Consider the following 26,430-nt stretch of genomic DNA (forward strand, 5'->3'; position numbering starts at 1 on the left):
GGGGACGGTTCATGACACCGGCTCCCGCAGTACGCGGTCGGCGGGTACTGCGGCCGTGACGGTCACCACGGCCGGGTCCAGGTCCGCCGGGGTCGGCATCACGCTGCCGGGGAGCTGGACGGCTGCCGCGCCGTGGGCGACGGCGGAGGCGAGCGCCTCGGAGCCGCGCCCGCCGGCGACGAGGAATCCGGCCAGCGAGGAGTCGCCCGCGCCCACGTTGCTGCGGACGGCGTCCACCGCGGCGGTGCCGAACCAGGCGCCGTCGTCGTCCACGAGCAGCTGCCCGTCGGCGCCGAGGCTCGCGAGGACGGCCCGGGCGCCCATCCCCCGCAGCTCCTCCGCCGCCTTCAGCGCGTCGCCCACGGTGACCAGGGGCCACCCCACGGCCTCGGCGAGCTCCCCCGCGTTCGGCTTCACCACGTCGGGCCGCTCACGCAGGGCCGCGAGCAGCGCCGGTCCGGAGGTGTCCAGGGCGATGCGTACGCCGGCGGCATGCACCCGGGCGACCAGTTCGGCGTACCAGGAGGGGGCGAGTCCGCGCGGCAGGCTGCCGCAGCAGGCGATCCAGTCGGCGCCCGGGGCCTGGCGGCGCACGGTGTCCAGCAGCAGTTCCTGTTCGGCCGCCGTCAGTTCCGGACCCGGTGCGTTGATCTTCGTGAGGACGCCGTCCGCCTCGGCGAGCGCGATGTTGGAGCGGGTGACGCCGGCGACCGGGACCGGAGCGACCTCGATGCCCTGCGCGTCGAGCAGGTCGGCGACCAGCGCGCCCGGTGCACCGCCCAGGGGCAGTACGGCGACCGTGCGCCGGCCCGCCGCGGCGACGGCGCGGGAGACGTTGACGCCCTTGCCGCCGGGGTCGACGCGTTCGCCGGTGGCCCGGACGACCTCGCCGCGGTCCAGTGAGGGGACCTCGTAGGTGCGGTCCAGCGACGGGTTGGGGGTGACGGTGAGGATCATGCGCGTACTACTTCCGTGCCGCCGCGCTCGATCGCGGCGGCGTCGTCCGGGCTGAGCCCGCTGTCGGTGATCAGCAGGTCCACGTCGCCCAGGTCACCGAAGCGGGCGAAGTGCTCCTGGCCGTGCTTGGAGGAGTCGGCGAGCAGCACCACGCGGCGGGCGGCTGCCATGGCCGCGCGCTTCACGGCGGCCTCGGCGAGGTCGGGCGTGGTCAGCCCGTGTTCGGCGGAGAACCCGTTGGCGGCCACGAACAGGACGTCCGCGCGGATCTCGGCGTACGCGCGCAGCGCCCAGGCGTCCACGGCGGCGCGCGTACGGTGCCGTACGCGCCCTCCGACGAGATGGAGCTGGATGCCGGGGTGGTCGGCGAGGCGGGCCGCGATGGGCAGGCTGTGGGTGACGACGGTGAGCGAGAGCTCCACCGGCAGGGTGCCGGCGAGCCGCGCGGCCGTCGAACCGGCGTCCACGATCAGCGTGCCGTCGGCCGGGAGCTCGGCGAGGGCGGCCCTGGCGATGCGGTCCTTCTCGTCGGCCGCGGTCGTCTCCCGCTCGGCGAGGTCCGGCTCGAAGTCGAGGCGTCCGGCCGGGATGGCCCCGCCGTGCACCCTGCGGACCAGGCCGGCGCGATCCAGGGCCTTCAGGTCCCGGCGGATGGTCTCGGCGGTCACCTGGAACTCCTCGGCCAGCGAGACCACGTCCACCCGGCCGCCGTCGCGGGCGAGCCGCAGGATCTCCCGCTGGCGTTCCGGTGCGTACATGCCGATCTGCCTCCGAGTCCATTCGTGCCCGAACGTGTGGTTTCTCTCGCAGAATACGCCCGGACACCCAGAAAGTAAACGGACATGGGCATGAACGGGCATGAACGGGCTTCCGTTCATGCCCGCATCCGCATCCGCACATACACATGCCAAGGGCCCGGCACCCCGATGAGGTGCCGGGCCCTTCCCGCGGGTCCGCTCAGGCCACGAGCTCCCGCTCCTTCTCCACCGTCACGGGAGCCTCTCCCGCCCCCTCCACGTGCTGGGCGGGGCGCTTGGGCAGGGCGAACATCAGCAGGAAGATCACGCCCAGCACCGCGGCCACCCAGCCCAGCGCGTGCCGGAAACCGTCCGCGTAGGCCGGGCCCACCTCGGCCGGGGCGAGCCGCTCGTCGATCACCCCGAAGAACACCACCGACACCAGGCCGAGCCCCAGCGCGTTCCCCATCTGCTGCACGGTGTTGATCAGCCCCGACGCCGACCCGGCGTGCTCGCGCGGCACCTCGGACAGCACCGCGTCCGTCAGCGGGGCCACGATCAGACCCATGCCGACGCCCATGACCACCAGCGGGAGCGCCATCTGCCAGGAGGTGATGGACAGGCCGTACCGCTCGGCCTCCCACAGGTAGGTCAGCACCCCGGCCGCCATCACCAGCGCGCCCGCCTGGAGCACCTTGCGCCCGTAGCGCGGCACCAGCAGCTGCACCGACATCCCGGCCGCCGCGGAGACCGCGAGGGAGAACGGCACCCCGGTCAGCCCGGCCCGCAGCGCGCTCCAGCCCAGGCCGACCTGCATGTACAGCGTCCAGACCAGGAAGAAGATGCCGAGGCCGACCCCGAACACCGTCTGCACCGCGATGCCCGCCGCGAAGCTCTTCACCCGGAACAGCGACAGCTCGATCAGCGGGGAACCGTCCCGCGCGCCCTTGACCCGCTCGTACGCCACCAGCGCCCCGAAGACCACCAGCGCGCCGGCCATCGACACGTACCCCCACAGCGGCCAGCCCAGCTCACGGCCACGGGTCAGCGGGTAGAGCAGCATCAGCAGACCGAGCGTGACCAGCGCGACGCCCACCAGGTCCAGCTTCAGGGCGCGCGGCGCCTTCGACTCGGTGATGAAGCGGCTGCCGAGGATCAGGCCCGCGATGCCGACCGGCAGGTTGATCAGGAAGATCGGCCGCCATTCCAGGCCGAACAGGTTCCACTCGGTCAGCAGCGCGCCGAGCAGCGGCCCGGACACCGCGCCCAGACCGACGATCGCGCCGAACAGCCCGAACACCTTGCCGCGCTCGTGCGGCGGGAAGGTCGCGTGCACGATCGACAGCACCTGCGGCACCATCAGCGCCGCCATGGCGCCCTGCAGGAGGCGGGAGGCGACCAGCATCTCCGGGTTCACGGCGAAGCCGCACAGCGCGGAGGCGAGGGTGAAACCACCGATACCGACGAGGAAGACCCGCTTGCGGCCGTGGATGTCGCCGAGCCGGCCGCCGGTGACGAGCCCGGCGGCGAAGGCCAGCGCGTAACCGGCGGTGATCCACTGGATCTGACTGAAGGTCGCGCCCTCGTCGCGCTGGATCGACGGGATCGCGATGTTGACGATCGTGACGTCGACGAGGTCCATGAAGGCGGCGGTCATCACGATCGCCAGCGCGAACCAGCGGCGACGGTCGCCCGTGACGGGCCGCGGTGCGTGCGGGGTGTCGGTGGAGTTCATGTCCCGGAGACTATTCCCGAAGTAGGTCGGATCAGGTCCTAGTTCTGCGGCATCCTCGTTCTCATGACGACGGACACACCGGCCCGGCTCCTTCAGCTCCTCTCCCTCCTCCAGACGCCCCGCGAATGGCCCGGCGGCGAGCTGGCCGACCGGCTCAGGGTCTCCCGGCGCACCGTGCGCCGGGACATCGACCGGCTGCGCGAGCTCGGTTATCCCGTACAGGCGACCCTCGGCGCGGACGGCGGCTACCGGCTCGTCGCCGGGAAGGCGATGCCCCCGCTGGTGCTGGACGACGAGGAGGCGGTGGCCATCGCGGTCGGGCTGCGGGCCGGTGCCGGGCACGCGCTGGAGGGTGTGGACGAGGCGTCCGTGCGGGCACTGGCGAAACTGGAGCAGGTGCTGCCCCGCAGACTGCGCCACCGGGTCAGCACGCTGCAGGCCGCGACCACCCCGCTGACCAGCGGCGACGGTGCGACGATCGCGCCCGAGACGCTCATCGTCATGGCCTCCACGGTGGCCGGGCACGAGCGGCTGCGGTTCGCCTACCGGGCCGCCGACGGCACCGCGTCCCGGCGTGTGACGGAGCCGTACCGGCTGGTGTCGACCGGGCGGCGCTGGTACCTGGTGGCGTACGACCTCGACCGCGCGGACTGGCGGACGTTCCGCGTCGACCGGGTGAGCGACCCCTTCGCGACGGGCGCGCGGTTCACCCCGAGGGAGCTGCCGACCGGGAGCGCGGCGGAGTTTCTGCGCCGCTCCATGCACCGGGCGCGGGAGTCGTACGAGATGGTCGTCACCTTCGCCGCACCGGCCGAGGCGGTCGCGGCCCGCCTGCCGGGCTGGCTGGGCCCGCCCGAGCCTCTGGACGAGGGCAGTTGCCGGCTGCGCGCGACGGTGAGCGACGCCAAGGACTGGATGGCGGTACGGCTGGCGATGCTGGGGCACGAGTTCACGGTGCAGGAACCCGTGGAACTGGTGGAGGAAGTAAGGAAGTTGGGGGCACGGATGAGCCGGGCGGCGGGCGGCGCGAAGTGACGTGGCGTGGCGTGGCGTGGCGTCAGGCTTCCCGGAGGAGGGTCGTGAACTGGCGTCAGGCTCTCCGGGAACGGCCCGTGACCCGGCTCGATCCCTCCGAAAAGGACCCGCGCCCCGGCTTCAGGCCCTCCGGAAAGGGTCGTGCGTCAAGTCCCCCCACGCGAAGTCCCGTAGCGCCGCGAGGTTGGCGACCGCCAGCTCGGCCGGGCCCCGGGGGCCCTCGGAGGGGTCGTCGCCGGCCGCCCAGCTCTCCACGGCCGTACGCACGGCCGCGCTCGCGACGGCGGCGGTGAAGCACAGCCGGGTGCGGGCGGCAACGTTGTCGGCGTCGTACGGGACGTGAGCGGCCGTCAGCCGCTCCGCCAGCGCCTCCGCCAGACTCCGCTCCGACGCCCGGCACGCCTCGGCCCACACCCGGCGCAGGGCGGGGTTCGCCTCGGCCAGCCGGATCAGGGTGCGCGCCCAGTCCCAGGAGGCCGCCGACACTCCGAGGCCGGGGGTGAGCGTGTGACGCACGGCGTCCTCCAGGACCTGCGGCAGGGGCACGCCGACGGGGGCGGCGCGCACCGCCGCCACCCAGCGCTGGGCACCCATCGCGTAGAGCGGGCCGATGGCCTCCTCCTTGCTGGCGAAGTACCGGTAGAAGGTGCGCGGGGCGATGCCGGCCGCCTGGGCGATGTCCTCGGCACGGGTGGCCCGTGGGCCCTGCCGGACGAAGAGGCCGGCCGCCGCGCGGGCGATCTCCATACGGGTCTCGGCCTTGCGCCGTTCGGTCAGTGAGACCGCGGGAGGCGGAGGGGACGACGTCGGGGTGGTGCTGCTCACGACCGGCAGGCTATGCCCATGTGACACAATCTGCCATCTGGCGGGCCACCCCGGGGTTCAGGTTCGGGGTGACCCGCCGACCGGCGGCACGCACGAGGAAGCCGGGCCCGGCGCCCGGGGGGAGGGCGCCGAACCCGGCTTGGGGAAGTCCCGGCGCCGGGGGGGTGGTGCGTCGGGACGTGGCTCGGTGGGTCCAGGATCTCAGGGGCCCGAAGTTCGAACTCCTAGGCCTGGAATTCTTGTTCCCAGGGCTCAGTGGGTTGAAGCGGCGGGGAACGGCCATGTTTTGCGCGGTCTTTCGCCACCCGGCGTACGCGTCCGGAGTCTGCACGGCCCTCGTCACTCCCCCGGACTCCGCGCGGCCGCACCGGCACCACCGCGCCGACCCGGCGGTCGCACCACCGCGTTCACCTCCGGCGACCCGACCGTCACGCTACCGCGCCGCACGGGCATCACGCCGCCGCGCCGCACGGGTATCACGCCACCGCGCCGCACGGGTATCACGCCACCGCGCCCCGTACGGGCGTCACGCCGCCACGCTCGGGACCAGGGACTGGCTGCCGCGCCGCCGTTCCGGCCACCGCGCCGCCGCCCCGCACGGGCCTCACGCCACCGCGTCCGGTCCGGCCTCACGCCGCCGCGCCGGACCCGGTTCTCACGCCGACGCTCCCACCCGGGCCCTCACGCCGCCGCGTCGAAGCCGGTGTCGCGGGCCAGCTTCTTCAGCTCCAGCAGTGCGTGCTTCTCGATCTGGCGGATGCGCTCGCGGGTCAGGCCGTGCTCCTTGCCGACCTCGGTCAGCGTGCGCTCGCGGCCGTCCTCGATGCCGTACCGCATCTTGATGATGGAGGCCGTGCGCTGGTCGAGGCGGCCGATCAGGTCGTCCAGTTCCTCGCTGCGCAGCAGCGTCAGCACCGACTGCTCCGGCGACTCCGCCGAGGTGTCCTCCAGCAGGTCGCCGAACTGGGTCTCGCCCTCGTTGTCCACCGGCATGTTCAGCGAGACCGGGTCACGGGCCCAGTCGAGCACGTCGACGACGCGCTCCGGCGTGGAGCCGAGCTCGGCGGCGATCTCCGCGGGCTCCGGGTCACGGCCGTGCTCGCGGTTGAACTCGCGCTGCACGCGCCGTATCCGGCCCAGCTCCTCCACCAGGTGGACGGGCAGACGGATGGTGCGCGACTGGTCGGCTATCGACCGGGTGATGGCCTGACGGATCCACCAGGTCGCGTACGTCGAGAACTTGAAGCCCTTGCGGTAGTCGAACTTCTCGACCGCGCGGACCAGGCCGGCGTTGCCCTCCTGGATCAGGTCGAGCAGCGGCAGACCGCTGCGGGGGTAACGGCGTGCCACCGCGACGACCAGGCGCAGGTTGGAGCGGATGAAGACGTCCTTGGCCCGCTCACTGGCGTCGTACAGGGCATGGAGCTCCTCGGGGGTGGCTCCGGCCTTGTTCTCCTCGACGCCGTCGAGGATCTGTCGCGCGAACACACCCGCTTCGATGATCTGGGACAGCTCGACCTCCTTGGCGGCGTCGAGCAGCGGCGTGCGCGCGATCTCGTCCAGGTACATACCGACCAGGTCGCGGTCGGCGATCTCGCCGCTGTGGGCGCGGACACTGCGTGCCGAGTCGGCCGTCTCGCCGGTGGCGGACTGACGACGGGCGACGGCGCGGGTTGCCATGCGTGCTCCCTTGCGATGATGAGGTCAGCGGGTGGTTCTACGGACGCTCAACACGTCTCTCAGGTCCCTCCGGACTCTGGTCGAGTGCCCTGCATCCAATGGAAACAACGACTGGAATCCGGACAGAATTCCCAACCCGTCCCCCGTTTTTTCTGATCATGCAGTACCCTGTCGGGCCACGCGAGGAGGCCCTATGCCGTCGGAGGACGAAGAGATCCAGGTCAGGCCGGGCACCGAGGGTGACCTGACGGCCCTCACCGACCTGTACAACCACTACGTGCGTGAGACGGCGATCACATTCGATACGGAGACCTTCACTCCGGAGGAGCGCCGCCCTTGGCTGCTCTCCCACCCTGTAGACGGCCCGTACCGCCTGATGGTTGCCACGGGCGCCGGTTCGCGGCGGATCCTGGGGTACGCCACCTCCAGCCCCTTCCGCCCCAAGCCCGCCTACGCGACCTCGGTGGAGACGACGGTCTACGTCGCCCCCGACGCCGGCCGGCGCGGCATCGGCACACTCCTCTACAAGGCCCTCTTCGAGGCCCTGGCGGGTGAGGACCTGCACCGCGCCTACGCCGGCGTCGCCCGGCCGAACGACGCCTCGGCGCGACTGCACGAGCGTTTCGGCTTCCGGCACGTCGGCACGTACCGGGAGGTGGGCCGCAAGTTCGGCCGCTGGTGGGACGTGGCCTGGTACGAGAAGGAGCTGTAGCCCCGCCCCGCCCCGTCGCCGTCAGCCGAACTGCACCGACCGTTTGGCCAGCCCCAGCCAGAACCCGTCGATCACGGACTTCTGTTCCCCGAGCTCCCCGGCGGCGTCCGCGGCGCCCATGGTCACGAAGAGCGGGGCGAAGTGCTCGGTGCGCGGGTGGGCGAGCAGGCCGGCCGGGGACTTGCGGGTGAAGTCGAGCAGCGCGTCCACGTCACCCGTCTCCAGGGCCTCCCGGCCCCAGGCGTCGAACTCCGTCGACCAGGCGGGGATGCCGCCCTGCCGCAGTGCGGCGAGGTTGTGGGTGAAGAACCCGGAGCCGACGATCAGTACGCCCTCGTCGCGCAGCGGCGCGAGCCTCCGCCCGATCTGCATGAGCCTCACCGGGTCCAGCGTCGGCATGGAGACCTGGAGCACCGGGATGTCGGCCTCGGGGTACATCTCGACCAGCGGGACGTAGGCGCCGTGGTCCAGGCCCCGGTCGGGGACGTCCTGGACGGGCATGCCGGGTGCGCGCAGCAGCCCTCGCACCGAGTCGGCGAGCGCGGGGGCGCCGGGGGCGCTGTAGGTGACCTGGTAGTAGTGCTCGGGGAAGCCCCAGAAGTCGTAGACCAGGGGGACGGTCTCGGTGGCGCCGAGGGCGAGCGGGGCCTCCTCCCAGTGGGCGGAGACGACCAGGATCGCCTTCGGGCGGGGCAGTCCGGCCGACCAGGCGGCCAGTTCGCCGGGCCAGACGGGGTCGTCGGCCAGGGGCGGGGCACCGTGGCTGAGGTAGAGCGCGGGCATGCGCTCCCGGGTGGCGGCGGTCATGACGGCGGCTCCCTTCGACGGCGGGGCGTCGACTCGAGATTTACTTGAACTCTCAACTTGCACTGTCGACCCTACGCCGAGTTTGTTTAACATTCAAGAAGAGCGGCCGTACAGTGGAGTACATGAACACGGCACCCGCAGCATCATCGGCGTCCGCCGGCGAACCCCGCTGGCTCACCGACGAGGAACAGCGCGTCTGGCGCTCCTACATCGAGGCCGCCACCCTCCTGGAGGACCACCTCGACCGTCAGCTCCAGCGCGACGCGGGAATGCCGCACGTCTACTACGGCCTGCTGGTCAAGCTCGCCGAGTCCCCGCACCGCCGGCTGCGGATGACGGAACTGGCGATGTCCGCGAAGATCACCCGCTCCCGCCTCTCGCACGCCGTCGCGCGCCTGGAGAAGAGCGGCTGGGTACGCCGTGAGGACTGCCCCTCCGACAAGCGGGGCCAGTTCGCCGTACTGACGGACGAGGGCATGGAGGTGCTGAGCCGGCACGCCCCCGGCCATGTCGACGCCGTACGCCAGGCCGTGTTCGACCGGCTCACCCCGGAACAGCAGAAGTCCCTCGGCGAGATCATGCGGATCGTCGCCGAGGGACTTCAGCCGAGCGGAGCGGGCGCGGACCTGCCCTGGCTCCGCTGACGAGGCGGGAGCCGGGGCAGGTCCGGGAAGCCGTACGGAGGAGGCGTCCCCTCCTCTTCCGTACGGGTGGTGAGGGACGGACGGACCGTCAGTGCATGGCCACCGGCACGGCCATCTCGTCCTCGACGGCCGCGTCGGCGGACCCGGCGACCGCGGTGCCGCCCGGCCGGCCGGCGTTGATCAGGGTCATGGCGATGGCCGAGGCCGCAACCAGGATCCCGACGGCGAACCAGATCGCGCTGGTGTAGCCCTGCACCTGCCCCTGGAGCTGGACCAGCTGCTGCTGGGACCGGTTCGTGGCACCGCCGATGTGGTCGGCGACGTAGGACGTGGTGGCCGAGGCCGCGATCGTGTTCAGCAGGGCCGTACCGATGGCGCCGCCCACCTGCTGCGAGGTGTTGACCATCGCGGAGGCGACACCGGAGTCACGCGGCTCGACGCCCAGCGTGGCCAGCGACATGGCCGGCATGAACGCCGTGCCCATGCCCAGACCGAGCAGCAGCATGCCGGGCAGCAGGACGGCCGCGTAGGAGGAGTCGATCTCCAGCTGGGTCAGGAAGAGCATGCCGAGCGCGGCGACCAGGAAGCCGGGGCCCATCAGCAGCCGGGGTGCGACCCGGGTCATCAGCCGGGTGCCGATCTGGGTGGAGCCCGTGATCATGCCCGCGATCATCGGCAGGAAGGCGAAACCGGTCTTGACCGGCGAGTAGCCCTTCACGACCTGCAGGTAGTAGGTCAGGAAGAGGAACAGGCCGAACATCGCGATGATCGCCAGGCCCAGCGAGAGGTAGATCCCGCCGCGGTTGCGCTCGGTGACCACGCGCAGCGGCAGCAGCGGCGCCTTGACCTTGGCCTCGACGGCCACGAAGGCGGCGAGCAGCACGGCGGAGGCGACGAACATGCCGATCGTCACGGAGTCGCTCCAGCCCTCGGACTCCGCGCGGGTGAAGCCGTAGACCAGCGCGACCAGGCCGACGGTGGACAGCACCACACCGGGGATGTCGAGCGGGGACCGGTTGCGGCCGCCCTCGGGCTCACGGATGACGAAGTACGCGCCGGCCGCGGCGACCACGGCGAACGGGATGTTCACGAAGAACGTCCAGCGCCAGTCCATGTACTCGGTGAGGAAACCGCCGAGGATCAGGCCCACGGCACCACCGCCACCGGCGATCGCGCCGTAGATGCCGAACGCCTTGGCGCGCTCCTTGCCGTCGGTGAACATCACCGCGAGCAGGGACAGCGCGGCGGGCGCGAGCAGCGCGCCGAACACACCCTGGAGGGCACGGGCGCCGAACATCATGGCCTCGTTGGTGGCCGCGCCACCGAGCGCGGAGGCCAGCGCGAAACCGCCCAGACCGAGCACGAAGGCCCGCTTGCGCCCCCACAGGTCGGCTATCCGGCCGCCGAACAGCAGCAGTCCGCCGAAGGCGAGGGCGTAGGCGGTGACCACCCACTGGCGGTTGCCGTCCGAGATGCCCAGGTCCTGCTGGGCGGAGGGCAGGGCGATGTTCACGATGGTGGCGTCCAGGACGACCATCAGCTGGGCGAGCGCGATGAAGACGAGCGCTTTCCAGCGGTTGGCGTCCGGGACGCCCAGGGCGCTCCGGGCCTTTCCGGCCGCTGAGGCTGTTTGAGACATGGGGGTACCCACTTCGGGAGTGTGTGACGGAAATTTAGAAAGATGTAAGGAAAAATCGGTGTCGTCAGGGAACGACTCGTCCTGGGGACGGCCGCTGGTGCGGGAATCCTGTTCGCGTCAGAGATCGCTCAGCAGCGCAGATCCTCCACGGTCACGGCCGAACCCGGCAGGACGGTCGGGGCCGGGGCCCGCATCCCGTCCAGGAACAGCTGCAGATGGCGGTGGACGAAGCGGTCGGCGTTCATACAGCCGGTGCCGGCCGGGGGCCGGCTCAGCTGGGCGACGCCCACCATCAGATCGCCGTACTCCACGTCGGTACGGAGCTGACCGGCCGCCTTGGCGCGGTCCATCAGCTGCGCGACGAGGCTCTCGGCGCGCCGGCGTGCGTCCTCCAGGTCGGGGTGGTGCTGGTCGAAGGTGCTGGAGACCATCGGGCACAGCGCGCTGATCCGCTCGTCGGCAGCCGTGTGCGCGAAGCGCTCCAGTGCCTCGAAGGCGTCCCCGGTCTCACTGAGCGCCTGCTCGGCCGCCCGCACCGTACGGTCCATCACGGAGCAGACGACCTCGCGCACCAGCGCGTCGCGGTCGGGGAAGTTGCGGTACACCGTGGCATTGCCGACGCCGGCCCGGCGGGCGACGTCGTCGAGCGGCACCTCGGGCCCGAACTCGACGAACATCTCCCGGGCGGCGGTGACGATCCGCTCCCGGTTGCGCAGGGCGTCGGCGCGGGGCCGGGGCGCCTTGCGCGGTACGGGGGTGGCGGTCTGCACGATGTACTCCCAGGTCGTTGTGGCTCTGCCTTGCGCCTCTCGGCGATCCGGGGATCGTTTCCCCGTTTCGCGCGAACACAGGTCTAAACGGGGAAACGATCCCCGGTTATTTCCCTCCTCCGGACCCTTTTCCTGTGACCCACCTCACACCGCCTTTCCTGTGACCCGCCTCACACCGTCCGGGCCGTACGTCCCCACGATCGGACCTCCCAGCAGGCGCCCTCCCACCCGGCGACGCAGGGTGATCGGGAGGGTGCAGTCGGAGACCGGCGGCTGCCGTGTGGAGCGGAGGTCCCCGCATGCAGCCGCAGCCGAGCCGACGCCGGATATCCCCGCGCCGGCTGGCCGCCCTGGCATCGGTGACCGCCCTGACCCTCGCGGTCAGCACCTCGGCCGGCAACGGCCGGCTCTCCCCCGGCACCTCCACCGCCGGCGCCGGACCCAGCGCCCTGTCCCGCACCTCCGTGCACGGCCCCTGCATGATCAGCGGGGAACGCGAGGTCCAGATGTCCGAGAGCATCCCCACGACTCCCGGCTACACCCGCTCCACCGGCACGGTCCGCGCCCTCACCCTGATGATCGACTTCTCCGACGCGCCCGGCGAGGGCGACGCCCTCGACCGCTACCGGGAGTTCTTCCCCAAGACCCGCGAGTGGTTCGCCACCAGCTCCTACGGCCGCCTCGACTACCGCCCCGAACTCCCCGTCCCCGACTGGCTCCGGATGCCCAAGTCGTTCCGCGCTTACGGCATAGAGCGCGGCGCCCCCTTCGACCCCGGCTACCGCGAACTGGTCCGCGACATCGTGGCCGAGGCCGATCCCGAAGTGGACTTCCAGTCGTACGACCTGCTGAACGTACTGGTCACCCCCAACGCGGGCCCCGCCGCCCTCGACACGGTCCTGTCCGTCACCTTCGCCGGCAACAAGGAGGCCCCGAGCGCGGACGGCGTCCCCGTCTCCAACGCGTCCTTCGTCTACTCCCGCCAGGACGACGGCTCCGGCTCCTACGACCGCACCGGCTACCGCGTACTGCCGCACGAGAACGGCCACGTCTTCGGCCTGCCCGACCTGTACACCGCCGAGGGCGGCGGCGCGGTCGGCCACTGGGACATCATGAGCGAGGACTGGGGCGCCAACAACGACCTCCTCGCCTGGCACAAGTGGAAGCTGGGCTGGCTGGACGCGTCCCAGGTCGGCTGCGCGGCGAGCCCGGGCACGAGGGAGTACGTCCTCACCCCCCTGGCCCGGGTCGGCGGCCCCAAACTCGTCTTCGTCCCCCTGAGCGCCCACTCCGGTTACGCCGTCGAACTGCGCACCCGCGCCGGCAACGACGAGGCGGTGTGCCGCCCCGGCGTCCTCGTCTACCGCGTCGACGCGAACGTGGACACCGGCATGGGCCCGATCACCGTCTACGACTCCCGCCGCGACAGCGGCGGCTGCACCCGCTCCCCCAACATCCACGCGGAACTGTCGGACGCGACGTTCACCCCGGGCGAGAGCTTCGTGGACCACCGGGCGGGCATCCGGGTGGCGGTGACGACGGCGGAGGCGGAGGAGTACCGGGTACGGGTGACCCGTACGTCGCAGAGCTGATCCCCGACGCGGAGAAAGCCGGGCCTTTCGACCTCGGCGCCACCGGCCGGTGCGGTCGCGCGCCGGCAGAGATGGTGCGACGCGGCACGATCGATGACAATCGCCGGGCCGGGGTCCGCGGACCGATGCCAACTGAAATGCTCTGCAAGGCAGTTACGAATCGACAGGGGAGCTCCATGACGGAGACACAGCGGACAGTCCCGAAGTCCGGGGCGCCGGAGGCACCCAGGGGACGGACCCGGTGGGGGGTGGTCACCGCGATCCTCGGCGTCCCGGCACTGGCAGTGACCGGATTCCTGGCCCTGATGGCGCTCTGGATACTGTTCGGCGAGACCTGACGACCCCGCCCCGCAGCACGGCAGGTCGGCGCGAGCCGGCGGGACCACCGACGAGGTCGAGCTCCCCGCCTCCACCCCGCACCAGCACTCGCCGCAGCACCGATCCGGTACCCTGTGGATCGAGCGCCCTGGCAAGCACCGCGGCACACACCGCGGCCGCCGGCCCAGGACACTCAGGGCCCGACGGAGACACCCACCCAGGACCGTCTCACGATCAGGCCCCGCCTTCGTAGCTCAGGGGATAGAGCACCGCTCTCCTAAAGCGGGTGTCGCAGGTTCGAATCCTGCCGGGGGCACGGTCTCGAAGGGGCCTCACCCACCAGTTCTGATGGGTGAGACCCCTTCGGCTACCCCGTGCTGGTCTCGTCCTCGCCTGTCTCAGGGAACATCAGTCTCGCGCCGATGCTGATCGCTCCCAGCGTTCCCAACGCAAGACCGTGACGTACCCACCGCATGTCGCCTCCCCAGTCTCCGGGGGGACCGAATACCACCCATGACGCAACGGCGATGCCGACCGCCATGGTCACGATGCCGGCTGCACGACTTAACCCAGGGCTCATGCCCTCATTGTCCCTGGTGCTCATCACGCTCCTCAAGAACAGCCGTACCGGTAGCGCGTGGCTAAGGACACTGGGAGTGCGGCGAGACATACGCGCACCTGATCGGTCGGCGCACCCGCCGCCGTGGCTGACTGTCGTCGGCTGAGGTCCGTGCCACGACCGTGCCAGACGCAGGGGTCAGCCACGGTCAATACCGGTGCCCTGCGGTCGAGTAGCCGCCCGCTTCCTCGGCCGACGAAGACGCAGATCAGGCTCGAGATCACCCAGCCGGGGCCGCGGTGAAGGAGATGCCTCCGGCGGGGGCGCTCAGGCTCCGAGACAGCGGGGGCGCCACGGGCGGGTGCCGGCCGAGTGTGGCGGGCGCGGGGAGCTCCCATCCCGTCCGCCGTCGACCCAGGCAGAGCCGAGCAGACACGGCATCGGGCGTCCAGGCCGTTCGTACAGTGGCGCGTTCCACCTGGACACCCGGCACCGCGCCTGCTCCACGGTGTGTGGGTCGACGGCGGACGGGATGGGAGCTGGGGTGAGTGGTGGCCTGGGAAGTCCTGGAAGATCCGCCGTCCTGGGTCCTGTCCGGGTGGACCGTGATGAGATGGTGCCGTGAGCCGCGCTGCAGAAGAGACCAATCGCCGTATGCTTCGAGCGCGTGACGTGATGGACCGCGACTACGCGCAGCCGCTGGACGTCCCCGCCCTGGCCCGCGTCGCACACGTGTCGCAGGCCCACTTCACGCGTACCTTCCGGGCCACGTTCGGTGAGACACCTCACCGCTACCTGCAGCGTCGCCGTGTGGAACGGGCGATGTTCCTGCTACGGGAGACCGACCGCAGCGTGACGGACATCAGTTTCGAGGTCGGCTTCACCAGCCCGGGCACCTTCAGCCGAACGTTCCGCGACATCGTCGGCCGGTCGCCCCGGACGTACCGCAAGGAAGCGGTTGCCGTGGGCGTGCCGACGTGCTTCACGATGGCGTGGACTCGTCCGCATGCCTGACCGGCCGACAGAACGTCTTGCTCACTGAGCAGTTTTGGATAAGTTCTCGTCCTGGCTGATCGCTAGTGTCAGTGTCATGTTCAACGCCATCACGCAGTCACAGATATACGTCCTCGACCAGAACGAGGCCATCGACTTCTACGTCGGCAAGCTCGGCCTGGAGATCACCGCAGACGTCGACATGGGTTTCATGCGCTGGTTGACCGTCGGCGTACCGGGTCACCCCGAGCGACAGATTCTTCTGGAGAAGCCGGGTGCGCCGGCGATGTCGGAGGAGACGGCGGAGCAGGTGCGCGAGCTGGTGACCAAGGGGGCCATGGGCGGCTGGCTCATCCTCACCACGGACGACTGCCGCAAGACCTACGAGACGCTGCTCGAGAAGGGGGTGGAGTTCACCGAGGAGCCCACCGAGCGTCCGTACGGGATCGACTGCGGTCTGCGTGACCCCTTCGGCAACCGCATCCGCTTCACCCAGCCGAAGGCCTGAAGCACTCCGGCACTTCGACATCCACGAACGGTCACACCTCGGGTCCGGCGTACAGCACAGAAGTACAGCAACCGCAGCGACTTGCAGCAGACCACAGTGACGCCCATTGGCGGCCCGGAGGTCCTGCATGACCGGTGCGGAACTATCCACACAGAGCTACGGATCAGAAGGTCTTCGACATCCACGGCTGACATCAACGACACCAGACGGAGTCGTACCTCAGCACCCCTGTCCGGCCGCCGTGCCAGTGAGCAGTGGCGGTAGGGAGAGGCACGGGCCGAACTCCTAAAGCGGGCGTCGCAGGTTCGAATCCTGCCGGGGGCACAGTGTCTGACCAGGCATGGAGCATCGAACACCCCTCGGAAGTGGTCTTCCGAGGGGTGTTCTCTGTGCGCGGGGACAGATCGGGGACACGGCGAATCCAGCGGGGACACGGCCCGCCGCTGCACCGCCGCCTCCCCCGACTCGACGGGGCGGATCAGCGGGCGGAAAAGCGCCTGCTCATCGGCGCCGGAAGCCGGGGTGACAACAGACTCGGCGTCGCCGGAGGCCCCGGATTTCTCCTTCACCTGGCCACAGCCGGCGCCGCCGGGAGAGAGTCGAGGTCTCCAGTGCAGGTGATCACTCCCTCCTCGTCGGAGGGACGGACGCGACGCTGCGCTGCGGCCGCCTACAGTTGCTGCTCCCACGGATTGACCACCAGAGCGCCCGTTCGGGCCATGTGCTTGATATTGCGTGTGGCCACTGTCCAGCCGTTGGCCAGGGCAGTGGCAGCGATCAGGGCGTCCGGTGGGTCAATGCTGGTGCCGGCGGCCTTGAGCGTCTTGTGGATCGTGAGGTAGGCGGCCGCTTCCGGTTCGCCGATCGGCGCGATGCGGTCACGGTACTCGTGCCGTACCACGGCGAGAGCTTGGGCGTAGCGGGCCTGCCGCACGGGATCCGCGGTGGCGGCAACGCCGGCCTCGATCTCGGCCACGGTGATCACGCTCAGGAAGCGGTTGGGTCGGGCCGTGGACTTGAACCAGGACAGGACGCGGGGGTCGGGCTTCGCCCGGGTCGTGAGCTCGGCGACGACGTTGGTGTCGAACAGGTAGATCACTCGGCGTCCGTCTGCTCGTCGTAGGAGCGGGCGCCGAACTCCAGCCCCTCGAATGGCCGGGAGAGCAGGAACTCCTCGAAGCCGTCGTTGCTCAGCGCCACCCAGCGGTGCAGCATTTCGGGCAGTGCCTCGATCTCCGTGTCGGCGAGCTCTGCGTCAAAGTGCCGACGTTGCTCCTCAGGCAGGGACTCCCGGATGTCTCGGACGGTCCGCAGCGGGTGCGACGACGGGGGCGGCGGGTGAGGCACGCCGCTCGGGGCTGTGGTCATCGGCATCCCTTCCGCTTGAACAGGCTGCGTACTGCTGCTGGCCCCAGGCTACGGGTTCCCGCCTACCCGCTCACAGCTTTGGGACGAGAGCGGGGCATCCGTCAGCCTGTCCGCTGAGCGACAGCGGCAGCTCGCACCGAGTACGCCCGGTCGTCCTCGTCGGTGAGGTTCCGCATCAGGCACCCACACCCAACCCAATGGCTGACCGGAACGGATTCAGCACACATGAGGCCGGGAAACCCCGCGAACATGTGAGAACTACGGAGGGGTACTTCCCCAGGCCAGACGGGTCGAGCAGTGCGTTTCCGCAGGTCACAGCCCCGCCCGGAGAAAACTCCTGAAGCGGGTGTCACAGGTTCGAATTCTGCCGGGGGCGCAAAGAAAAGGGCCGGCTCAGGAGGGGTTCCCTCCCGGGCTGGCCCTTCGTCCCGTTCGGGGTCGTGCCACACGCGTGCCACTAATGCCACGGATGCCACATCCCCTAGCCGGATACCCGTCCCCCGCCGTCGCGGATCATGGTCCCGAGCCGAGCCGAGCCGCGACGGCCCGGTCCCGGTCGCTGGTCATGTGCTGGTAGATCAGCACGGCCCGGGAGCTGCTGTGTCCCATCCTCGTCATCAGCTCCCACGTACCGGCCCCGGCCGTCGAAGCCAGCGTGTTGCCCGTATGCCGGAGATCGTGGAAGTGCAGATCGGGCGTGACACCCGCAGTCTTCCGGGCCTTGCCCCAGTCGTCGCGGAAGCTTGGGTCAACGACACCGCCAGTTGAGGGCGTGGACGAGGAAGCGATCACCATCAGGCTCTCGCGCGATCAAGCGTTCGTGCTGTCGGACTGGCTCCACCAAGTCATGTTCCAGTCCGACGACCTCGAGGGGATCGTGCACGACCGAGCCGTCTGGTCGCCGGCCCATGCGATCTCCGGAACGCTGGACAAGGAGCTGAGCGAAATCCTCATGCCCGACTACAGCCCACGCTCAGCACCCCGCGTGACGGCCGTCGTCGGCACGGGCCAACAGTGCAGATCCGTGCCCACGGCCAAGGTCGGAGCAGTCCTGAGATGCGCTTCACCTCCGCCTTGAAGGACGGAGCACTGCGCAAGATCAAAGGTAGACCGGCCTGCCTCGCGCAGCACTCGCCAATGCCGCGTGCGACTGGATTTGCTCAGCGGCAGGTAGAACGAGGCGCATAGCCGCTCCTCGGCGGCTTCGACCTCCAGCTCCACGCCTGCCCGGCATCCCCGGACCATCCCCACATCGAACTGATCCAGTGAGCTCATGTGCGACCGCAGGCGTCTCTGCCTCGAAGGACCATTCCCTGCGGGGAATTGTCGGCCGTCGCTGCACATCGCAGGATCTGGTCCGAAGCGATATGCCCTGCAAGGAGTTTCACATGATCGAGATTGACCCGCAGTACCTGGCCGACCGCTACATGACCCAATGGACACTGTCGGACGCCGCCGAACGGCGCGCGGCCATCGAACAGCTGTGGGCCGTGAACGGCACCCACGTCCTTCACCCACCCGCGGAGATCAGGGACATCGCCGCGGAACTCGGCTTCGATCACACAACTTTGGAGGCTCAGGGGTACGACGCCATCGAGGCTCGAGTGGCGCGAAGCTACGAACGGTTCGTCGAGAAAAAGGGATTCACCTTCCGGGCCCGCACCGATGCGGTACGCCTCAACGGCGTGGTCAAGTTCAGCTGGGAGACGGTGTCCACCGAAACCGACGACGTGGTGGGCGGCGGCTTGGACATTCTCGTACTCGACGACGACGGCCGGATCAGGGCCGACTACATGTTCCCGGGAGCCTGATCCACTGAAGCAGAGGCGCCCACCGGCCCGGAGGCCGCCGAGAGTGCCTCGGCTGTCGCCGCGTCGGTCGGCAGGAACGCCTCCAGCTTCAACTCGGCAAGTGTCACGTCAACGGCGGTGGCGAAGGTGGTCACAGTCGTCATCAGACGCAGCTCACCGTACGAGGACTGCAGACGGAGCGGAACCGCGAAACCGAGTAGCCCGGCGGACGGATCCAGTGGGGGAACGTACCCGGTGAGCTCGGCGCGCAACTCCTCCAGGTGGCCGAGGCGGGCCAGGATGTGGCGGGCCCATTCAGCGAGATTGCGGATGCGGGGAGCCAGGCCGTCGGGATGCAGCGCAAGACGATAAATGTTCGTGCCTGGGCCGACCAGCTCGGGGGCGGCCCCCTCGGTGATCAGGTCGAATGCGGTGTTCGCGGCGATCAGGTCACCGCCGCGGTCCACCACCAGCGCCGGATACGGCAGATGTCCGCGAAGGATGTGTTCGATCGCCGTGCGCACGGGAGCCAGAACCGGGTCGGCGAGTGCGCTCTCTGGATAGGCGGGTGCGTACCCTGCGGCCAACAGCAGCTCATTGCGCTCCCGCAACGGCAGTTCCAGCGACTCGGCCAGGCGCACGACCATGTTCCGGCCGGGGACGGACCTGCCGGATTCGATGAAGCTGAGGTGCCGCTGGGAGGTGCCCGCCCTCAGCGCCAGGTCGAGCTGGCTGAGATGACGGCGGGTACGACGTTCGCGAAGCGCATGAGGAAAGTCCACGGGCCAGTTGTAACGGTGGGGAGGGTCCCAGGCCATTCCCCCCAGGGAATTGCCGCCATCCGCACCGGTCGCGAACATCACCGGCATGGACATCGGCGTACTGCTTCCGACCGGAACCGCCCAATGAGGCCCGGCCGACGACCCTCGTGAGCTACTTGGCTTCGGCCGCCGGGCCGAACGCCTGGGCTTCTCCTCGTTCTTCGTCAACGACTCCCTGATCAGCCCGCGCATCGAGGCCCTCACGATGCCGGCCGCGCTCGCCCCGGTGACCGAGACCGTGACGCCGGGTACGGCTGCGCTGATGCCGTTCCCGCGTCGGCCGATCCAGGCCGCGCAGTCACTTGGGTCGATCGACGTGCTGTCCGATGGCCGGCTGACCGTGTCCGTACCACGCTCTCACCACGAAGTACGTTGAATACCCGACGCCCCGGCATCAGCCTTCGTGGGGCACCTTCGGTCGGGTGACCGGCACGACGGTGAGGAGATCGTCCAGCCCCCTGAAGTCGTCGGGGTTGGTGGTGAAGAGGGGAAGGTCCTCGGCCACGGCGATGGCGGCGATCATCAGGTCGGCCACCCGGCGGCGCGGCTTGCGGCCGGCGCTGATCACTGCCGCACAGATGCGGCCGTAGACGCGGGCCGCGTCGGCGTCGAAGGGGATGGGGTCGAACTCGTGCTCGGCGCGTTGGAGGACGTCGAGCCTGCGGGCGCGTTCGGCGTGTTCGTCGTAGGCGCTCTGTTCGTCGTTGCGACGGACCTCGTGCGGGCCGGCGGACAATTCGGCCAGGGTGATGGCGGTGATCGCCATTTCGTCCGGCAGTTCCTCGGGAGCCACCCACCTGCGCAGGATCATGATGTTGGTGTCGAGGAGTCCCTGCTCGTACGTCAAGCGGTCAGCGGGCATAGGGATCGTCGAGGCAGGTGTCGGCCGTGGCGTCCTGGTCGGCTCGGAACGAGTCGAGGTCGATGCCGGCAGCGGTCCTGGACAGCGCGGCGAACTCCTGGCGGGAGACGAACCGGCGGCGTCGCCTCAGGGGGACGAGCTGACCGACCGGGTGTCCGTCCCTGGTGACGGTGAACGACTGGCCGCCCTGTATGGCGTCCATGATCTCTCGGGACCGGTTGCGCAGATCCCGCTGGGTGATTTCGGGCTGAACGCTCATACCGACCACGGTAGCACCAGGTGCTACCTGGTGGCACCCCATCCCGCGGGCAGCTCCCGCCGGAACGGATCCAGCACACATGAGAACGGGAAACCTCGCGCATACGCGAGAACCACGGAGGGGTGTCCGACCAGGTCGGCCGTCCCGCGGTCGACGTTTGCACGGGTCACGGACCTGGCCGGGGAGAACTCCCAAAGCGGGCGTCGCAGGTTCGAATCCTGCCGGAACACAGGGGAAAGGCCACCTACCGGCGTCGGCAGGTGGCCTTGCGCGAGCAGTGGACCGCCTCGGGTGTCCGTGAGGTGTCTCAAACGTTCGCGGCATGTTCGCGCACCGCGGTCCGAGCCGGGGCGGTCGGCGTGGCGGCTTCGGCCGGCCACTTCGGCGGGCCGGCCGATGCCACCGACTCCCGTGATCGGCCTGGCAAGGACGAGGACGGTCGGCAGGTCCCAGGACCGGGGTCCGGCGCCACCGGCAGCTGACGGACGACGGCTCGTGGACCGGCCGTCAGCGTCCCCGTCGCCAGGCCAGGACTATTCCGATCGCAGCCAGCACCACGGCCACGACGACAAACCACGTGGGCATCAGCTCAAGTCCCTTGTAGGCGATGGGAGCGGTCATGGGCACCGGACCTCCTCGGGCGGAAACAACCTCCGAATGCCCGTCATCGGGATCGGGACGCGCCGCCCCGGCACGGGCCCGACATCACCGGATTCCCCCTCGGCCGGCTTCAGTCGTGGTCCCGTTCCACCGGGAGCCACAGTTCGGCGTCGGCTTCGGTCCCGTCGGGGGACAGGCTGGTGCGCAGGATCTCCGGGCCGGGGCGGCTGCGGTACGGGTTGGACGGGAACCACTGGGTGAACACGTCCCGCCACAGCTCCTGGATGGCCTGCGGGGCCGGGCCGGAGGTGGTGGAGACCGCCCAGGTGCCGGCCGGGACGTGGAGCGTCGTGGTGCCCTCGGGGGCGCCCGCTGTCGTGATCACCCCTTGGTAGTAGTCGAGTTCGGTGCCCTCGGCGCGGCTCGGGTCCAGGTCGTCGCAGACCGCGACGATGCCCTGCGGCTCCTGGTCCGACAGCTTCTCCAGGCGTTCCGTCGTCCGCGGGTCGATCCCGCGGACGAAGTCGATGATGGCCTGGTTCGGTCCGCTGTGCACCAGCGGCACCCGGGCCTTGAGTCCGACGACATCGAAGTCCGTCCTGTCCACTACGCGGTATCGCATGCTGCTGCTCCCTTCGACGGTGAGGCGGAAGGTCAACCGGGGCTGGGAGACGAGTGCGGCACCGGTGCGCCGGGCCTCACCCGGCCCGATGCCGTGCATGGCGCGGAACGCCCGGGCGAACGCCTCGCCCGAGCCGTAGCCGTAGCGCACCGCGATGTCCAGCAGGGACTGCCGCCCCGCGAGCACCTCGGCACCCGCGACCGTGAGCCGACGACGCCGTACGTACTCCGACAGCGGCATGCCCGCGAGCGCGGAGAACATCCGGCGCAGGTGGTACTCCGAGGTGGCCGCGATGCGGGCCGCCTCGGTCACGTCGACCTGCCGGTCGAGACGGCCCTCGATGTACTCCAGGGTCTGGTTGAGACGCTCCAGCACTCCGGTCCCCTTCCTCTTTCGCGCTCACCACGCTAGGGAGCGGACCCCCTCCCCGACCCGACATTCCGTGCCCGATCCGATCGGCCACGGCCGGTCCGGGTCACGCGGTGCCGGTCTCCGCCCTGTGCAGCGTCTGGGCCAGCAGCAGGGCGCCTCCGGCCGCCGCCCCCACCGCTCCCACTGCCAGGAAACCGCGCGTGGACCGCCAGGACAGCACCGACCACCGGGACTGTGCGGAGAACAGCGATCCCGTGCTCAGCCAGGAGCCGGTGGAGATCAGCGACAGGGAGGACCCGATCGAGCCGACCGACAGGGCGCTTCCGATCGAGGCGACCGACAGGGCCGACCCCACGGAGCCCACGGACAGCACCGAACCCACCGATCCGATCGACAGCACGGAGTCCTGCGACCACAGCGACAGCACCGAACCGGAGGAGGCGCGACGGACTTTCTGTGCGGGCAGTTTCGTCATGAGGTCATCCTGCCCGTCCCCCGGGTCGTCCGGCACCGGTTCGCTCCGCGGGGCTGCGGTGGTGGATGTCCGTGAGGAGGCCGTGCGTGCGGCCCCGCCCACTCGGTGCGGGCACGGCCGCCGGTGGCGGCAGGGGCGGCGTGCCGTCCGGTCGCAGGCCCTCCGGACGCGCCCGGAGCGGGGGTGAGAGCGCGCGGGTGCCGGCGGCGGAGGCGCCGTACGCGAAGGATCCGACGGGGGTCCGACAGGGCCCCCGATTCGGACAGTTGACATGGGAGTGCGGCGAGGGGGCATTCGGAACAGCAAGTCAAGAGCAAGGAAGTTGCGACCCGTTCGGTCCGTGCAACCGACAACCGGGAGTATCCAATGACGAGTTACGGCAGCTCTTCCGCCGCGTCCTCCGGCTCGCGCACCAACGGCCTGGCGATCGCGAGTCTGTGCTGCGGCGTCGTCGGCCTGTTCGTCCTGAACATCGTCCTGGGCCCGCTGGCCATCGTCTTCGGTGCCGTCGCCCGCCGCCAGGCGTCGGTCAAGAACGGTGCCGGGATGGCGAAGGCCGGCATCATCCTCGGCATCGTCGACGTGGTCCTCTGGCTCGTACTCCTGATCGTCGCCGCGAACAACGGCGGGTTCAGCTGGTACGTGGGCGGCTAGTGGCCCCGCGGGAGGACGAGTCCGTGCGTGCGGGTGGGTACCGGGTACCCACCCGCACTCCCCTGTTCCGCCGTGGCCACAGAGACCGGAGCATCCGCGTTCAGCCGTGCGGCGAGCGGTACGCCGGGACCGCGCCGGGGTGCGGGGGGACGCTGCCGGTGCCGATCGGGGTACGGACGTCGAGGAACCGGGCGCCGACCGCGTGGGCGGGGACGATGGCGCTCAGGCCCTCCTCGTCCGCATGATCCGGGTCATCCGTTCCTCCAGTTCCGTCCGCTCCCGCGCCGCTCGTTCCGCCTGCGCCCGCTGGTACTCGTGCTCCGTGCGGCGCATACGCTCGTTGGTGTCCTGCTCCACCCGGTGGCGGCGCACCTCGTGCTCCATCCGCACGCACGCCTGCTGCACCTGGAGTTCCTCCGTGTGCAGCCGGCGGCTCGTGTCGAAACGGGAGCCGAGGAGACGGTCGTACATCGTGGCACCGCTCATGAACTTGGCGAGGACCGGGAGGGCGTCCAGGGACAGCAGCAGCAGGTGCAGGACGACGGTGATGAAGAGGGCGAAGCCGTCGGAGTCCGCGACCGTGCGCAGGGCGTGCGCGCGGGTGAGGATGCCCTCCGAGTCGAGGCCGCCGGCCCTCTCCCGGGTCTTGGCGTCGACGGCCTTCTGCAGCAGGGGCTGGTAGGCGTCGGCGGCCCGGTTCTTCCTCGCCTCCAGGGTCCCCGCCTTGTCCCGCATGCCCGCGAGCTGCTTCTCGTACGTTTCGATCTTGCTGGTCGTGCGGTAGGAGGAGGCGTCCTCGCGGGCCCGCTCGCAGGTGATGGTGACGTCCCAGCCGCCGCCCTTGCGGATCCAGTGGTCCCGGCCGCACTCCCGCTGCTCGGTGGCCATCTTGCCGTCGAGCGTCTTGTTGATCTCGGTGACCCGGCTCTGCAGGGTTTTCATGCCGGCCTTGTTGCTCTTGATCTGCTCCGCCAGCTCGGCCGGGGAGCCGGCCACCTTGAGCTGGTAGCGGGCGCACTCCGGGCGGGCCACGGTGGACTCGCCGCCGGTGGGGTTGCAGGCGACGAGCAGGCCCCGGTAGTCGGCCACCTTCTGCTCGTTGCCGACGGCTATCTCCTGGCGGATCTCCTTGTCGAAGATCTGGAAGAGGATCGGCTCGGCGATGAACAGGCCGAGGAGCACGGACAGGAACAGCCGCAGCACCAGGGACCACTTCTTGACCGTGGTGCCGTGGGTGCTGGACACCAGCCAGCTGTCCATGGCCAGCACCACCCAGAACCAGACCACGGCGACCCCGAGCACCGCCACCAGCGGCAGGTCGGAGCGGAAGCTGCCGAGCGCCAGCGACATGGAGAGGGCGCCGAGCAGCGCGGTGTTGAGGACGAGCGCTCCGTACCAGGTGTAGCGGGTGCGTTCCTCCGGCACCCAGGACAGCAGCGCCTCGTCGACGCCGATCAGGCGGCGCAGCCGCGTCCCGGGGCCGGTGCGCGTCATGGGGACCGGGCGGCCGGCGCCCGGGTCGTCGTCGAAGGGCGCGCTGTCGGCGAGGCGCAGCGGTGTGTCAGTGGCCAAGGTTCGCCTCCGAGTCGGTGCCTCCGAGGTCCAGGTCGGCGTCGTCCTCGTCGAAGCCCGCGGGCTCGCCCCGGGGGATGCTCCTCGGGGCGGTGCCCGGGACCTCCCGCCCGGTGCCGCGTTCCGGCGTCGGCCGGCCTTCGTCGTACGAGATGTCCTGGACCCGGTTGATGTGTGCGCCGGGGTCGCTCAGCTGGCCGTCGAAGAGTCCGCGCTCGAAGGCCTGCTTGCTCAGCCCGGTCCAGGCGGCGAGCTGTTCCCGGCGCAGCTCGTGGTGGTCCCGCTGCAGCTGGTGGGCGTCCTCGCGGGCCTCGTTGCGGGCCCGCGTCCGGTCCTCGTGCTCCAGGTCCCAGCGGCGGCTCTCCTCGCGCTGCCCCGCGGTCGTCTCCTCGCGCCGCATCTGGCGTTCGAGCTCCTTGCGCCGGTCGTCCTGCTCCACCTGCCAGCGCACCTCGTCCCGGTCGAAGCCGCGCCGCGTCAGCTCGTCCTCCAGTTCGGCCCGCCGGCGCCGGTCGGTGAGCTCGGCCCGGCGCTCGTCGTCCGCGTGCAGCCGCCGGGACAGCTCGTCGGCGCTGATGTCTCCCTGCCGCCAGGCGTTGAAGTCGGCGAGGATCGGGTCGGCGCCGATCAGCCGGACGTCCTCCCTGAGCTGGTCCCGGTTGAAGCGGTTGCGCTCGGACTGCCGCGCCAGCTCGTGCTGCTGGTCCTCGGTGCCGGACTCGTACCGGAACCGCGCGAGCAGCTTCTCGTGCTTCTGGCGGCCGTACTCCTTCTCCAGCTCCTCCTCCTGCCGGTTGCGTTCCCTGTGCAGGGCGCTGGTGTTGCGCAGTTTCTCGCGCTTCAGCTCCAGTTCGGTCTCCAGCAGGGAGCGCTTCAGGGCGGTCTCCTGCTCCCAGTCCTGCCTGACCAGGTCGCGTTCCCGCTGCCGGCGCTCCTCCTGCAGCTTGGCGATGTCCTCGGCGAGTTCCGCCGGGGTGAGGACCTCGACCAGTCCGTGCCGGGCCCGCAGCCCGGACAGCGGGGCGGGCCGCATCTCGTGGTAGGCGGTCAGCCGGGCGTCGATCCGTTCCCTTACGGCGTCCGAGTCGACGACCGGCAGGTCACTGCCGTCCTCGGTGAGCCCGGGGACCTCGCGCAGGTGGCCGAGCAGCAGGGCCTCGAGATCGGTGACGCCGTCACGTACGACGGCGCAGGCATCCGTCACCGTGCAGTAGAAGGTCGTGCGTACGGTGAAGTCGCCCGCCTCGGCGGACGGGATGCGGGTCTCCACCACGACCGGGACCTCGACCCGCCGGTCGACGACCGTGACGGAGCTCGCCGCGGTCACCAGCGGGTCGTCGGGCCGCAGATGCCCGGGGTCCTCGACGTAGTCCTCGCCGACCCGGAAGACGCGCACCTGGTGCGCGGCGATCAGGGGCAGTTCGTCCTCGTCGCGCACGCTGCGCTTGTTCAGCCAGCCGACCCGCTTCTCCGGCCGCCGGTACTCCCGTTGCTCGACGAGGGGATAGTTCTCGGCCATACCTG

The 26,430-nt window shown here is 70.3% G+C and carries 28 protein-coding genes, 1 tRNA gene and 2 pseudogenes; 12 read left to right on the forward strand and 19 right to left on the reverse strand.

The annotated features are described in order from the left end of the window. Window positions 1–9: 9 nt before the first annotated feature. The 3 genes from pfkB to ACH4VX_RS16350 all read right to left on the reverse strand — a co-directional run bounded on the left by pfkB (window position 10) and on the right by ACH4VX_RS16350 (window position 3,429). Window positions 10–957 (reverse strand): 1-phosphofructokinase, encoded by a 948-nt coding sequence (pfkB, locus tag ACH4VX_RS16340; RefSeq protein WP_398368069.1) that lies wholly within the window; start codon window positions 955–957, stop codon window positions 10–12. Beyond that, a complete protein-coding gene (locus ACH4VX_RS16345) occupies window positions 954–1,715 on the reverse strand; it encodes a DeoR/GlpR family DNA-binding transcription regulator (protein ID WP_398368070.1) in 762 nt (253 codons plus the stop codon). Before ACH4VX_RS16345 ends, pfkB begins: the two co-directional genes overlap by 4 nt. A 199-nt stretch (window positions 1,716–1,914) precedes the next feature. Beyond that, window positions 1,915–3,429, reverse strand: a complete 1,515-nt coding sequence (locus ACH4VX_RS16350) for an MFS transporter (RefSeq protein ID WP_398368071.1) — start codon at window positions 3,427–3,429, stop codon at window positions 1,915–1,917. 63 nt (window positions 3,430–3,492) lie between these two features. Here ACH4VX_RS16350 and ACH4VX_RS16355 point away from each other — a divergent pair, with 63 nt between their 5' ends. Further along, on the forward strand, window positions 3,493–4,464 hold the full coding sequence (locus tag ACH4VX_RS16355) for a helix-turn-helix transcriptional regulator (protein WP_398368072.1): 972 nt from the start codon (window positions 3,493–3,495) through the stop codon (window positions 4,462–4,464). Between the two features lie 120 nt (window positions 4,465–4,584). Here the strand turns inward: ACH4VX_RS16355 and ACH4VX_RS16360 are convergent, their stop codons facing one another. Together ACH4VX_RS16360 and ACH4VX_RS16365 are read right to left on the reverse strand one after the other, a co-directional pair. After that, window positions 4,585–5,289 carry a TetR/AcrR family transcriptional regulator gene (locus tag ACH4VX_RS16360; protein ID WP_398368073.1) on the reverse strand — a complete coding sequence of 235 codons (705 nt, stop codon included), beginning with the start codon at window positions 5,287–5,289 and terminating at the stop codon, window positions 4,585–4,587. Window positions 5,290–5,970: 681 nt separating this feature from the next. Then, entirely contained in the window at window positions 5,971–6,969 is a 999-nt protein-coding gene (locus tag ACH4VX_RS16365) for an RNA polymerase sigma factor RpoD/SigA (protein WP_398368074.1), read from the reverse strand. A gap of 193 nt (window positions 6,970–7,162) precedes the next feature. On the opposite strand from ACH4VX_RS16365, the gene ACH4VX_RS16370 reads away from it, so the two are divergent. Beyond that, complete coding sequence (locus ACH4VX_RS16370; protein ID WP_398368075.1) at window positions 7,163–7,681, forward strand: GNAT family N-acetyltransferase; 519 nt, start codon at window positions 7,163–7,165, stop codon at window positions 7,679–7,681. 21 nt (window positions 7,682–7,702) lie between these two features. On the opposite strand, the gene ACH4VX_RS16375 is transcribed toward ACH4VX_RS16370, so the two are convergent. Continuing rightward, window positions 7,703–8,464 (reverse strand): dioxygenase, encoded by a 762-nt coding sequence (locus ACH4VX_RS16375; protein ID WP_398368178.1) that lies wholly within the window; start codon window positions 8,462–8,464, stop codon window positions 7,703–7,705. Between the two features lie 146 nt (window positions 8,465–8,610). On the opposite strand from ACH4VX_RS16375, the gene ACH4VX_RS16380 reads away from it, so the two are divergent. Next, window positions 8,611–9,132, forward strand: a complete 522-nt coding sequence (locus tag ACH4VX_RS16380) for a MarR family winged helix-turn-helix transcriptional regulator (RefSeq protein WP_398368076.1) — start codon at window positions 8,611–8,613, stop codon at window positions 9,130–9,132. 88 nt (window positions 9,133–9,220) lie between these two features. Here ACH4VX_RS16380 and ACH4VX_RS16385 read toward each other — a convergent pair whose 3' ends face one another. Next, window positions 9,221–10,771, reverse strand: a complete 1,551-nt coding sequence (locus tag ACH4VX_RS16385; RefSeq protein WP_398368077.1) for an MFS transporter — start codon at window positions 10,769–10,771, stop codon at window positions 9,221–9,223. Window positions 10,772–10,899: 128 nt separating this feature from the next. Continuing rightward, complete coding sequence (locus ACH4VX_RS16390; protein ID WP_398368078.1) at window positions 10,900–11,541, reverse strand: TetR/AcrR family transcriptional regulator; 642 nt, start codon at window positions 11,539–11,541, stop codon at window positions 10,900–10,902. Between the two features lie 299 nt (window positions 11,542–11,840). On the opposite strand from ACH4VX_RS16390, the gene ACH4VX_RS16395 reads away from it, so the two are divergent. From ACH4VX_RS16395 to ACH4VX_RS16415, 5 genes are all read left to right on the forward strand, one after another. Beyond that, a complete protein-coding gene (locus tag ACH4VX_RS16395; protein WP_398368079.1) occupies window positions 11,841–13,133 on the forward strand; it encodes a M6 family metalloprotease domain-containing protein in 1,293 nt (430 codons plus the stop codon). 176 nt (window positions 13,134–13,309) lie between these two features. Next, entirely contained in the window at window positions 13,310–13,471 is a 162-nt protein-coding gene (locus ACH4VX_RS16400; protein ID WP_398368080.1) for a hypothetical protein, read from the forward strand. A gap of 223 nt (window positions 13,472–13,694) precedes the next feature. Beyond that, window positions 13,695–13,767, forward strand: a tRNA-Arg gene (locus ACH4VX_RS16405). Between the two features lie 897 nt (window positions 13,768–14,664). After that, window positions 14,665–15,024: a helix-turn-helix domain-containing protein gene (locus ACH4VX_RS16410; RefSeq protein ID WP_016825257.1), complete on the forward strand. Its 360-nt coding sequence runs from the start codon at window positions 14,665–14,667 to the stop codon at window positions 15,022–15,024. A gap of 76 nt (window positions 15,025–15,100) precedes the next feature. After that, window positions 15,101–15,511, forward strand: coding sequence for a VOC family protein (locus ACH4VX_RS16415; RefSeq protein WP_361743209.1), 411 nt, complete (start codon window positions 15,101–15,103; stop codon window positions 15,509–15,511). A 670-nt stretch (window positions 15,512–16,181) separates the two neighbouring features. On the opposite strand, the gene ACH4VX_RS16420 is transcribed toward ACH4VX_RS16415, so the two are convergent. The 4 genes and pseudogenes from ACH4VX_RS16420 to ACH4VX_RS16435 form a co-directional block, all read right to left on the reverse strand. Then, window positions 16,182–16,610, reverse strand: coding sequence for a type II toxin-antitoxin system VapC family toxin (locus ACH4VX_RS16420; RefSeq protein WP_398368081.1), 429 nt, complete (start codon window positions 16,608–16,610; stop codon window positions 16,182–16,184). Beyond that, window positions 16,607–16,879: a hypothetical protein gene (locus ACH4VX_RS16425; protein ID WP_398368082.1), complete on the reverse strand. Its 273-nt coding sequence runs from the start codon at window positions 16,877–16,879 to the stop codon at window positions 16,607–16,609. Before ACH4VX_RS16425 ends, ACH4VX_RS16420 begins: the two co-directional genes overlap by 4 nt. Window positions 16,880–17,392: 513 nt before the next feature. Next, window positions 17,393–17,488, reverse strand: coding sequence for an integrase (locus tag ACH4VX_RS16430; protein ID WP_398368186.1), 96 nt, complete (start codon window positions 17,486–17,488; stop codon window positions 17,393–17,395). Window positions 17,489–17,500: 12 nt separating this feature from the next. After that, window positions 17,501–17,674, reverse strand: a pseudogene (locus tag ACH4VX_RS16435) (hypothetical protein); the annotation flags it as partial. Between ACH4VX_RS16435 and ACH4VX_RS16440 the strand changes: the two are divergent. Both ACH4VX_RS16440 and ACH4VX_RS16445 read left to right on the forward strand, forming a co-directional pair. Continuing rightward, a complete protein-coding gene (locus tag ACH4VX_RS16440; RefSeq protein ID WP_398368083.1) occupies window positions 17,652–17,957 on the forward strand; it encodes a hypothetical protein in 306 nt (101 codons plus the stop codon). The pseudogene ACH4VX_RS16435 and the gene ACH4VX_RS16440 overlap by 23 nt on opposite strands. A 310-nt stretch (window positions 17,958–18,267) precedes the next feature. After that, window positions 18,268–18,690 carry a hypothetical protein gene (locus ACH4VX_RS16445; protein ID WP_398368084.1) on the forward strand — a complete coding sequence of 141 codons (423 nt, stop codon included), beginning with the start codon at window positions 18,268–18,270 and terminating at the stop codon, window positions 18,688–18,690. On the opposite strand, the gene ACH4VX_RS16450 is transcribed toward ACH4VX_RS16445, so the two are convergent. Beyond that, window positions 18,669–19,451, reverse strand: coding sequence for a helix-turn-helix domain-containing protein (locus tag ACH4VX_RS16450; RefSeq protein WP_398368179.1), 783 nt, complete (start codon window positions 19,449–19,451; stop codon window positions 18,669–18,671). The genes ACH4VX_RS16445 and ACH4VX_RS16450 overlap by 22 nt on opposite strands. A gap of 148 nt (window positions 19,452–19,599) precedes the next feature. On the opposite strand from ACH4VX_RS16450, the pseudogene ACH4VX_RS16455 reads away from it, so the two are divergent. Then, window positions 19,600–19,866: pseudogene (locus ACH4VX_RS16455) on the forward strand (LLM class flavin-dependent oxidoreductase); the annotation flags it as partial. An 18-nt stretch (window positions 19,867–19,884) separates the two neighbouring features. On the opposite strand, the gene ACH4VX_RS16460 reads toward ACH4VX_RS16455, so the two are convergent. From ACH4VX_RS16460 to ACH4VX_RS16475, 4 genes are all read right to left on the reverse strand, one after another. Beyond that, the gene (locus tag ACH4VX_RS16460) at window positions 19,885–20,352 is read right to left on the reverse strand and encodes a type II toxin-antitoxin system VapC family toxin (RefSeq protein WP_398368085.1); all 468 of its coding nucleotides are present in this window, start codon (window positions 20,350–20,352) and stop codon (window positions 19,885–19,887) included. Continuing rightward, window positions 20,342–20,611, reverse strand: a complete 270-nt coding sequence (locus ACH4VX_RS16465) for a type II toxin-antitoxin system Phd/YefM family antitoxin (RefSeq protein ID WP_398368086.1) — start codon at window positions 20,609–20,611, stop codon at window positions 20,342–20,344. The genes ACH4VX_RS16460 and ACH4VX_RS16465 overlap by 11 nt, the downstream gene beginning before the upstream one ends. Window positions 20,612–21,341: 730 nt before the next feature. Further along, window positions 21,342–22,208 (reverse strand): helix-turn-helix domain-containing protein, encoded by an 867-nt coding sequence (locus ACH4VX_RS16470; protein ID WP_398368087.1) that lies wholly within the window; start codon window positions 22,206–22,208, stop codon window positions 21,342–21,344. 100 nt (window positions 22,209–22,308) lie between these two features. After that, window positions 22,309–22,680: a hypothetical protein gene (locus ACH4VX_RS16475; RefSeq protein WP_398368088.1), complete on the reverse strand. Its 372-nt coding sequence runs from the start codon at window positions 22,678–22,680 to the stop codon at window positions 22,309–22,311. Window positions 22,681–23,046: 366 nt separating this feature from the next. On the opposite strand from ACH4VX_RS16475, the gene ACH4VX_RS16480 reads away from it, so the two are divergent. Beyond that, a complete protein-coding gene (locus ACH4VX_RS16480; RefSeq protein WP_398368089.1) occupies window positions 23,047–23,334 on the forward strand; it encodes a DUF4190 domain-containing protein in 288 nt (95 codons plus the stop codon). Between the two features lie 222 nt (window positions 23,335–23,556). On the opposite strand, the gene ACH4VX_RS16485 is transcribed toward ACH4VX_RS16480, so the two are convergent. Together ACH4VX_RS16485 and ACH4VX_RS16490 are read right to left on the reverse strand one after the other, a co-directional pair. Next, window positions 23,557–24,906, reverse strand: coding sequence for a DUF4407 domain-containing protein (locus tag ACH4VX_RS16485; protein ID WP_398368090.1), 1,350 nt, complete (start codon window positions 24,904–24,906; stop codon window positions 23,557–23,559). Further along, window positions 24,896–26,425 (reverse strand): hypothetical protein, encoded by a 1,530-nt coding sequence (locus tag ACH4VX_RS16490; protein WP_398368091.1) that lies wholly within the window; start codon window positions 26,423–26,425, stop codon window positions 24,896–24,898. Before ACH4VX_RS16490 ends, ACH4VX_RS16485 begins: the two co-directional genes overlap by 11 nt. Between the last annotated feature and the right edge of the window lie 5 nt (window positions 26,426–26,430).

This window comes from Streptomyces sp. NPDC020731, assembly GCF_044334705.1.
In the GTDB taxonomy this organism is placed as follows: domain Bacteria; phylum Actinomycetota; class Actinomycetes; order Streptomycetales; family Streptomycetaceae; genus Streptomyces.

Bases quoted from the DNA above. Each gene is read 5' to 3' on its own strand.
- pfkB (WP_398368069.1), bottom strand. From the start codon at position 957: ATGATCCTCACCGTCACCCCCAACCCGTCGCTGGACCGCACCTACGAG.
- ACH4VX_RS16345 (WP_398368070.1), bottom strand. From the start codon at position 1,715: ATGTACGCACCGGAACGCCAGCGGGAGATCCTGCGGCTCGCCCGCGAC.
- ACH4VX_RS16350 (WP_398368071.1), bottom strand. From the start codon at position 3,429: ATGAACTCCACCGACACCCCGCACGCACCGCGGCCCGTCACGGGCGAC.
- ACH4VX_RS16355 (WP_398368072.1), top strand. From the start codon at position 3,493: ATGACGACGGACACACCGGCCCGGCTCCTTCAGCTCCTCTCCCTCCTC.
- ACH4VX_RS16365 (WP_398368074.1), bottom strand. From the start codon at position 6,969: ATGGCAACCCGCGCCGTCGCCCGTCGTCAGTCCGCCACCGGCGAGACG.
- ACH4VX_RS16370 (WP_398368075.1), top strand. From the start codon at position 7,163: ATGCCGTCGGAGGACGAAGAGATCCAGGTCAGGCCGGGCACCGAGGGT.
- ACH4VX_RS16375 (WP_398368178.1), bottom strand. From the start codon at position 8,464: ATGCCCGCGCTCTACCTCAGCCACGGTGCCCCGCCCCTGGCCGACGAC.
- ACH4VX_RS16380 (WP_398368076.1), top strand. From the start codon at position 8,611: ATGAACACGGCACCCGCAGCATCATCGGCGTCCGCCGGCGAACCCCGC.
- ACH4VX_RS16385 (WP_398368077.1), bottom strand. From the start codon at position 10,771: ATGTCTCAAACAGCCTCAGCGGCCGGAAAGGCCCGGAGCGCCCTGGGC.
- ACH4VX_RS16395 (WP_398368079.1), top strand. From the start codon at position 11,841: ATGCAGCCGCAGCCGAGCCGACGCCGGATATCCCCGCGCCGGCTGGCC.
- ACH4VX_RS16400 (WP_398368080.1), top strand. From the start codon at position 13,310: ATGACGGAGACACAGCGGACAGTCCCGAAGTCCGGGGCGCCGGAGGCA.
- ACH4VX_RS16410 (WP_016825257.1), top strand. From the start codon at position 14,665: ATGCTTCGAGCGCGTGACGTGATGGACCGCGACTACGCGCAGCCGCTG.
- ACH4VX_RS16415 (WP_361743209.1), top strand. From the start codon at position 15,101: ATGTTCAACGCCATCACGCAGTCACAGATATACGTCCTCGACCAGAAC.
- ACH4VX_RS16425 (WP_398368082.1), bottom strand. From the start codon at position 16,879: ATGACCACAGCCCCGAGCGGCGTGCCTCACCCGCCGCCCCCGTCGTCG.
- ACH4VX_RS16430 (WP_398368186.1), bottom strand. From the start codon at position 17,488: ATGGGACACAGCAGCTCCCGGGCCGTGCTGATCTACCAGCACATGACC.
- ACH4VX_RS16445 (WP_398368084.1), top strand. From the start codon at position 18,268: ATGATCGAGATTGACCCGCAGTACCTGGCCGACCGCTACATGACCCAA.
- ACH4VX_RS16460 (WP_398368085.1), bottom strand. From the start codon at position 20,352: ATGCCCGCTGACCGCTTGACGTACGAGCAGGGACTCCTCGACACCAAC.
- ACH4VX_RS16465 (WP_398368086.1), bottom strand. From the start codon at position 20,611: ATGAGCGTTCAGCCCGAAATCACCCAGCGGGATCTGCGCAACCGGTCC.
- ACH4VX_RS16475 (WP_398368088.1), bottom strand. From the start codon at position 22,680: ATGACGAAACTGCCCGCACAGAAAGTCCGTCGCGCCTCCTCCGGTTCG.
- ACH4VX_RS16480 (WP_398368089.1), top strand. From the start codon at position 23,047: ATGACGAGTTACGGCAGCTCTTCCGCCGCGTCCTCCGGCTCGCGCACC.
- ACH4VX_RS16490 (WP_398368091.1), bottom strand. From the start codon at position 26,425: ATGGCCGAGAACTATCCCCTCGTCGAGCAACGGGAGTACCGGCGGCCG.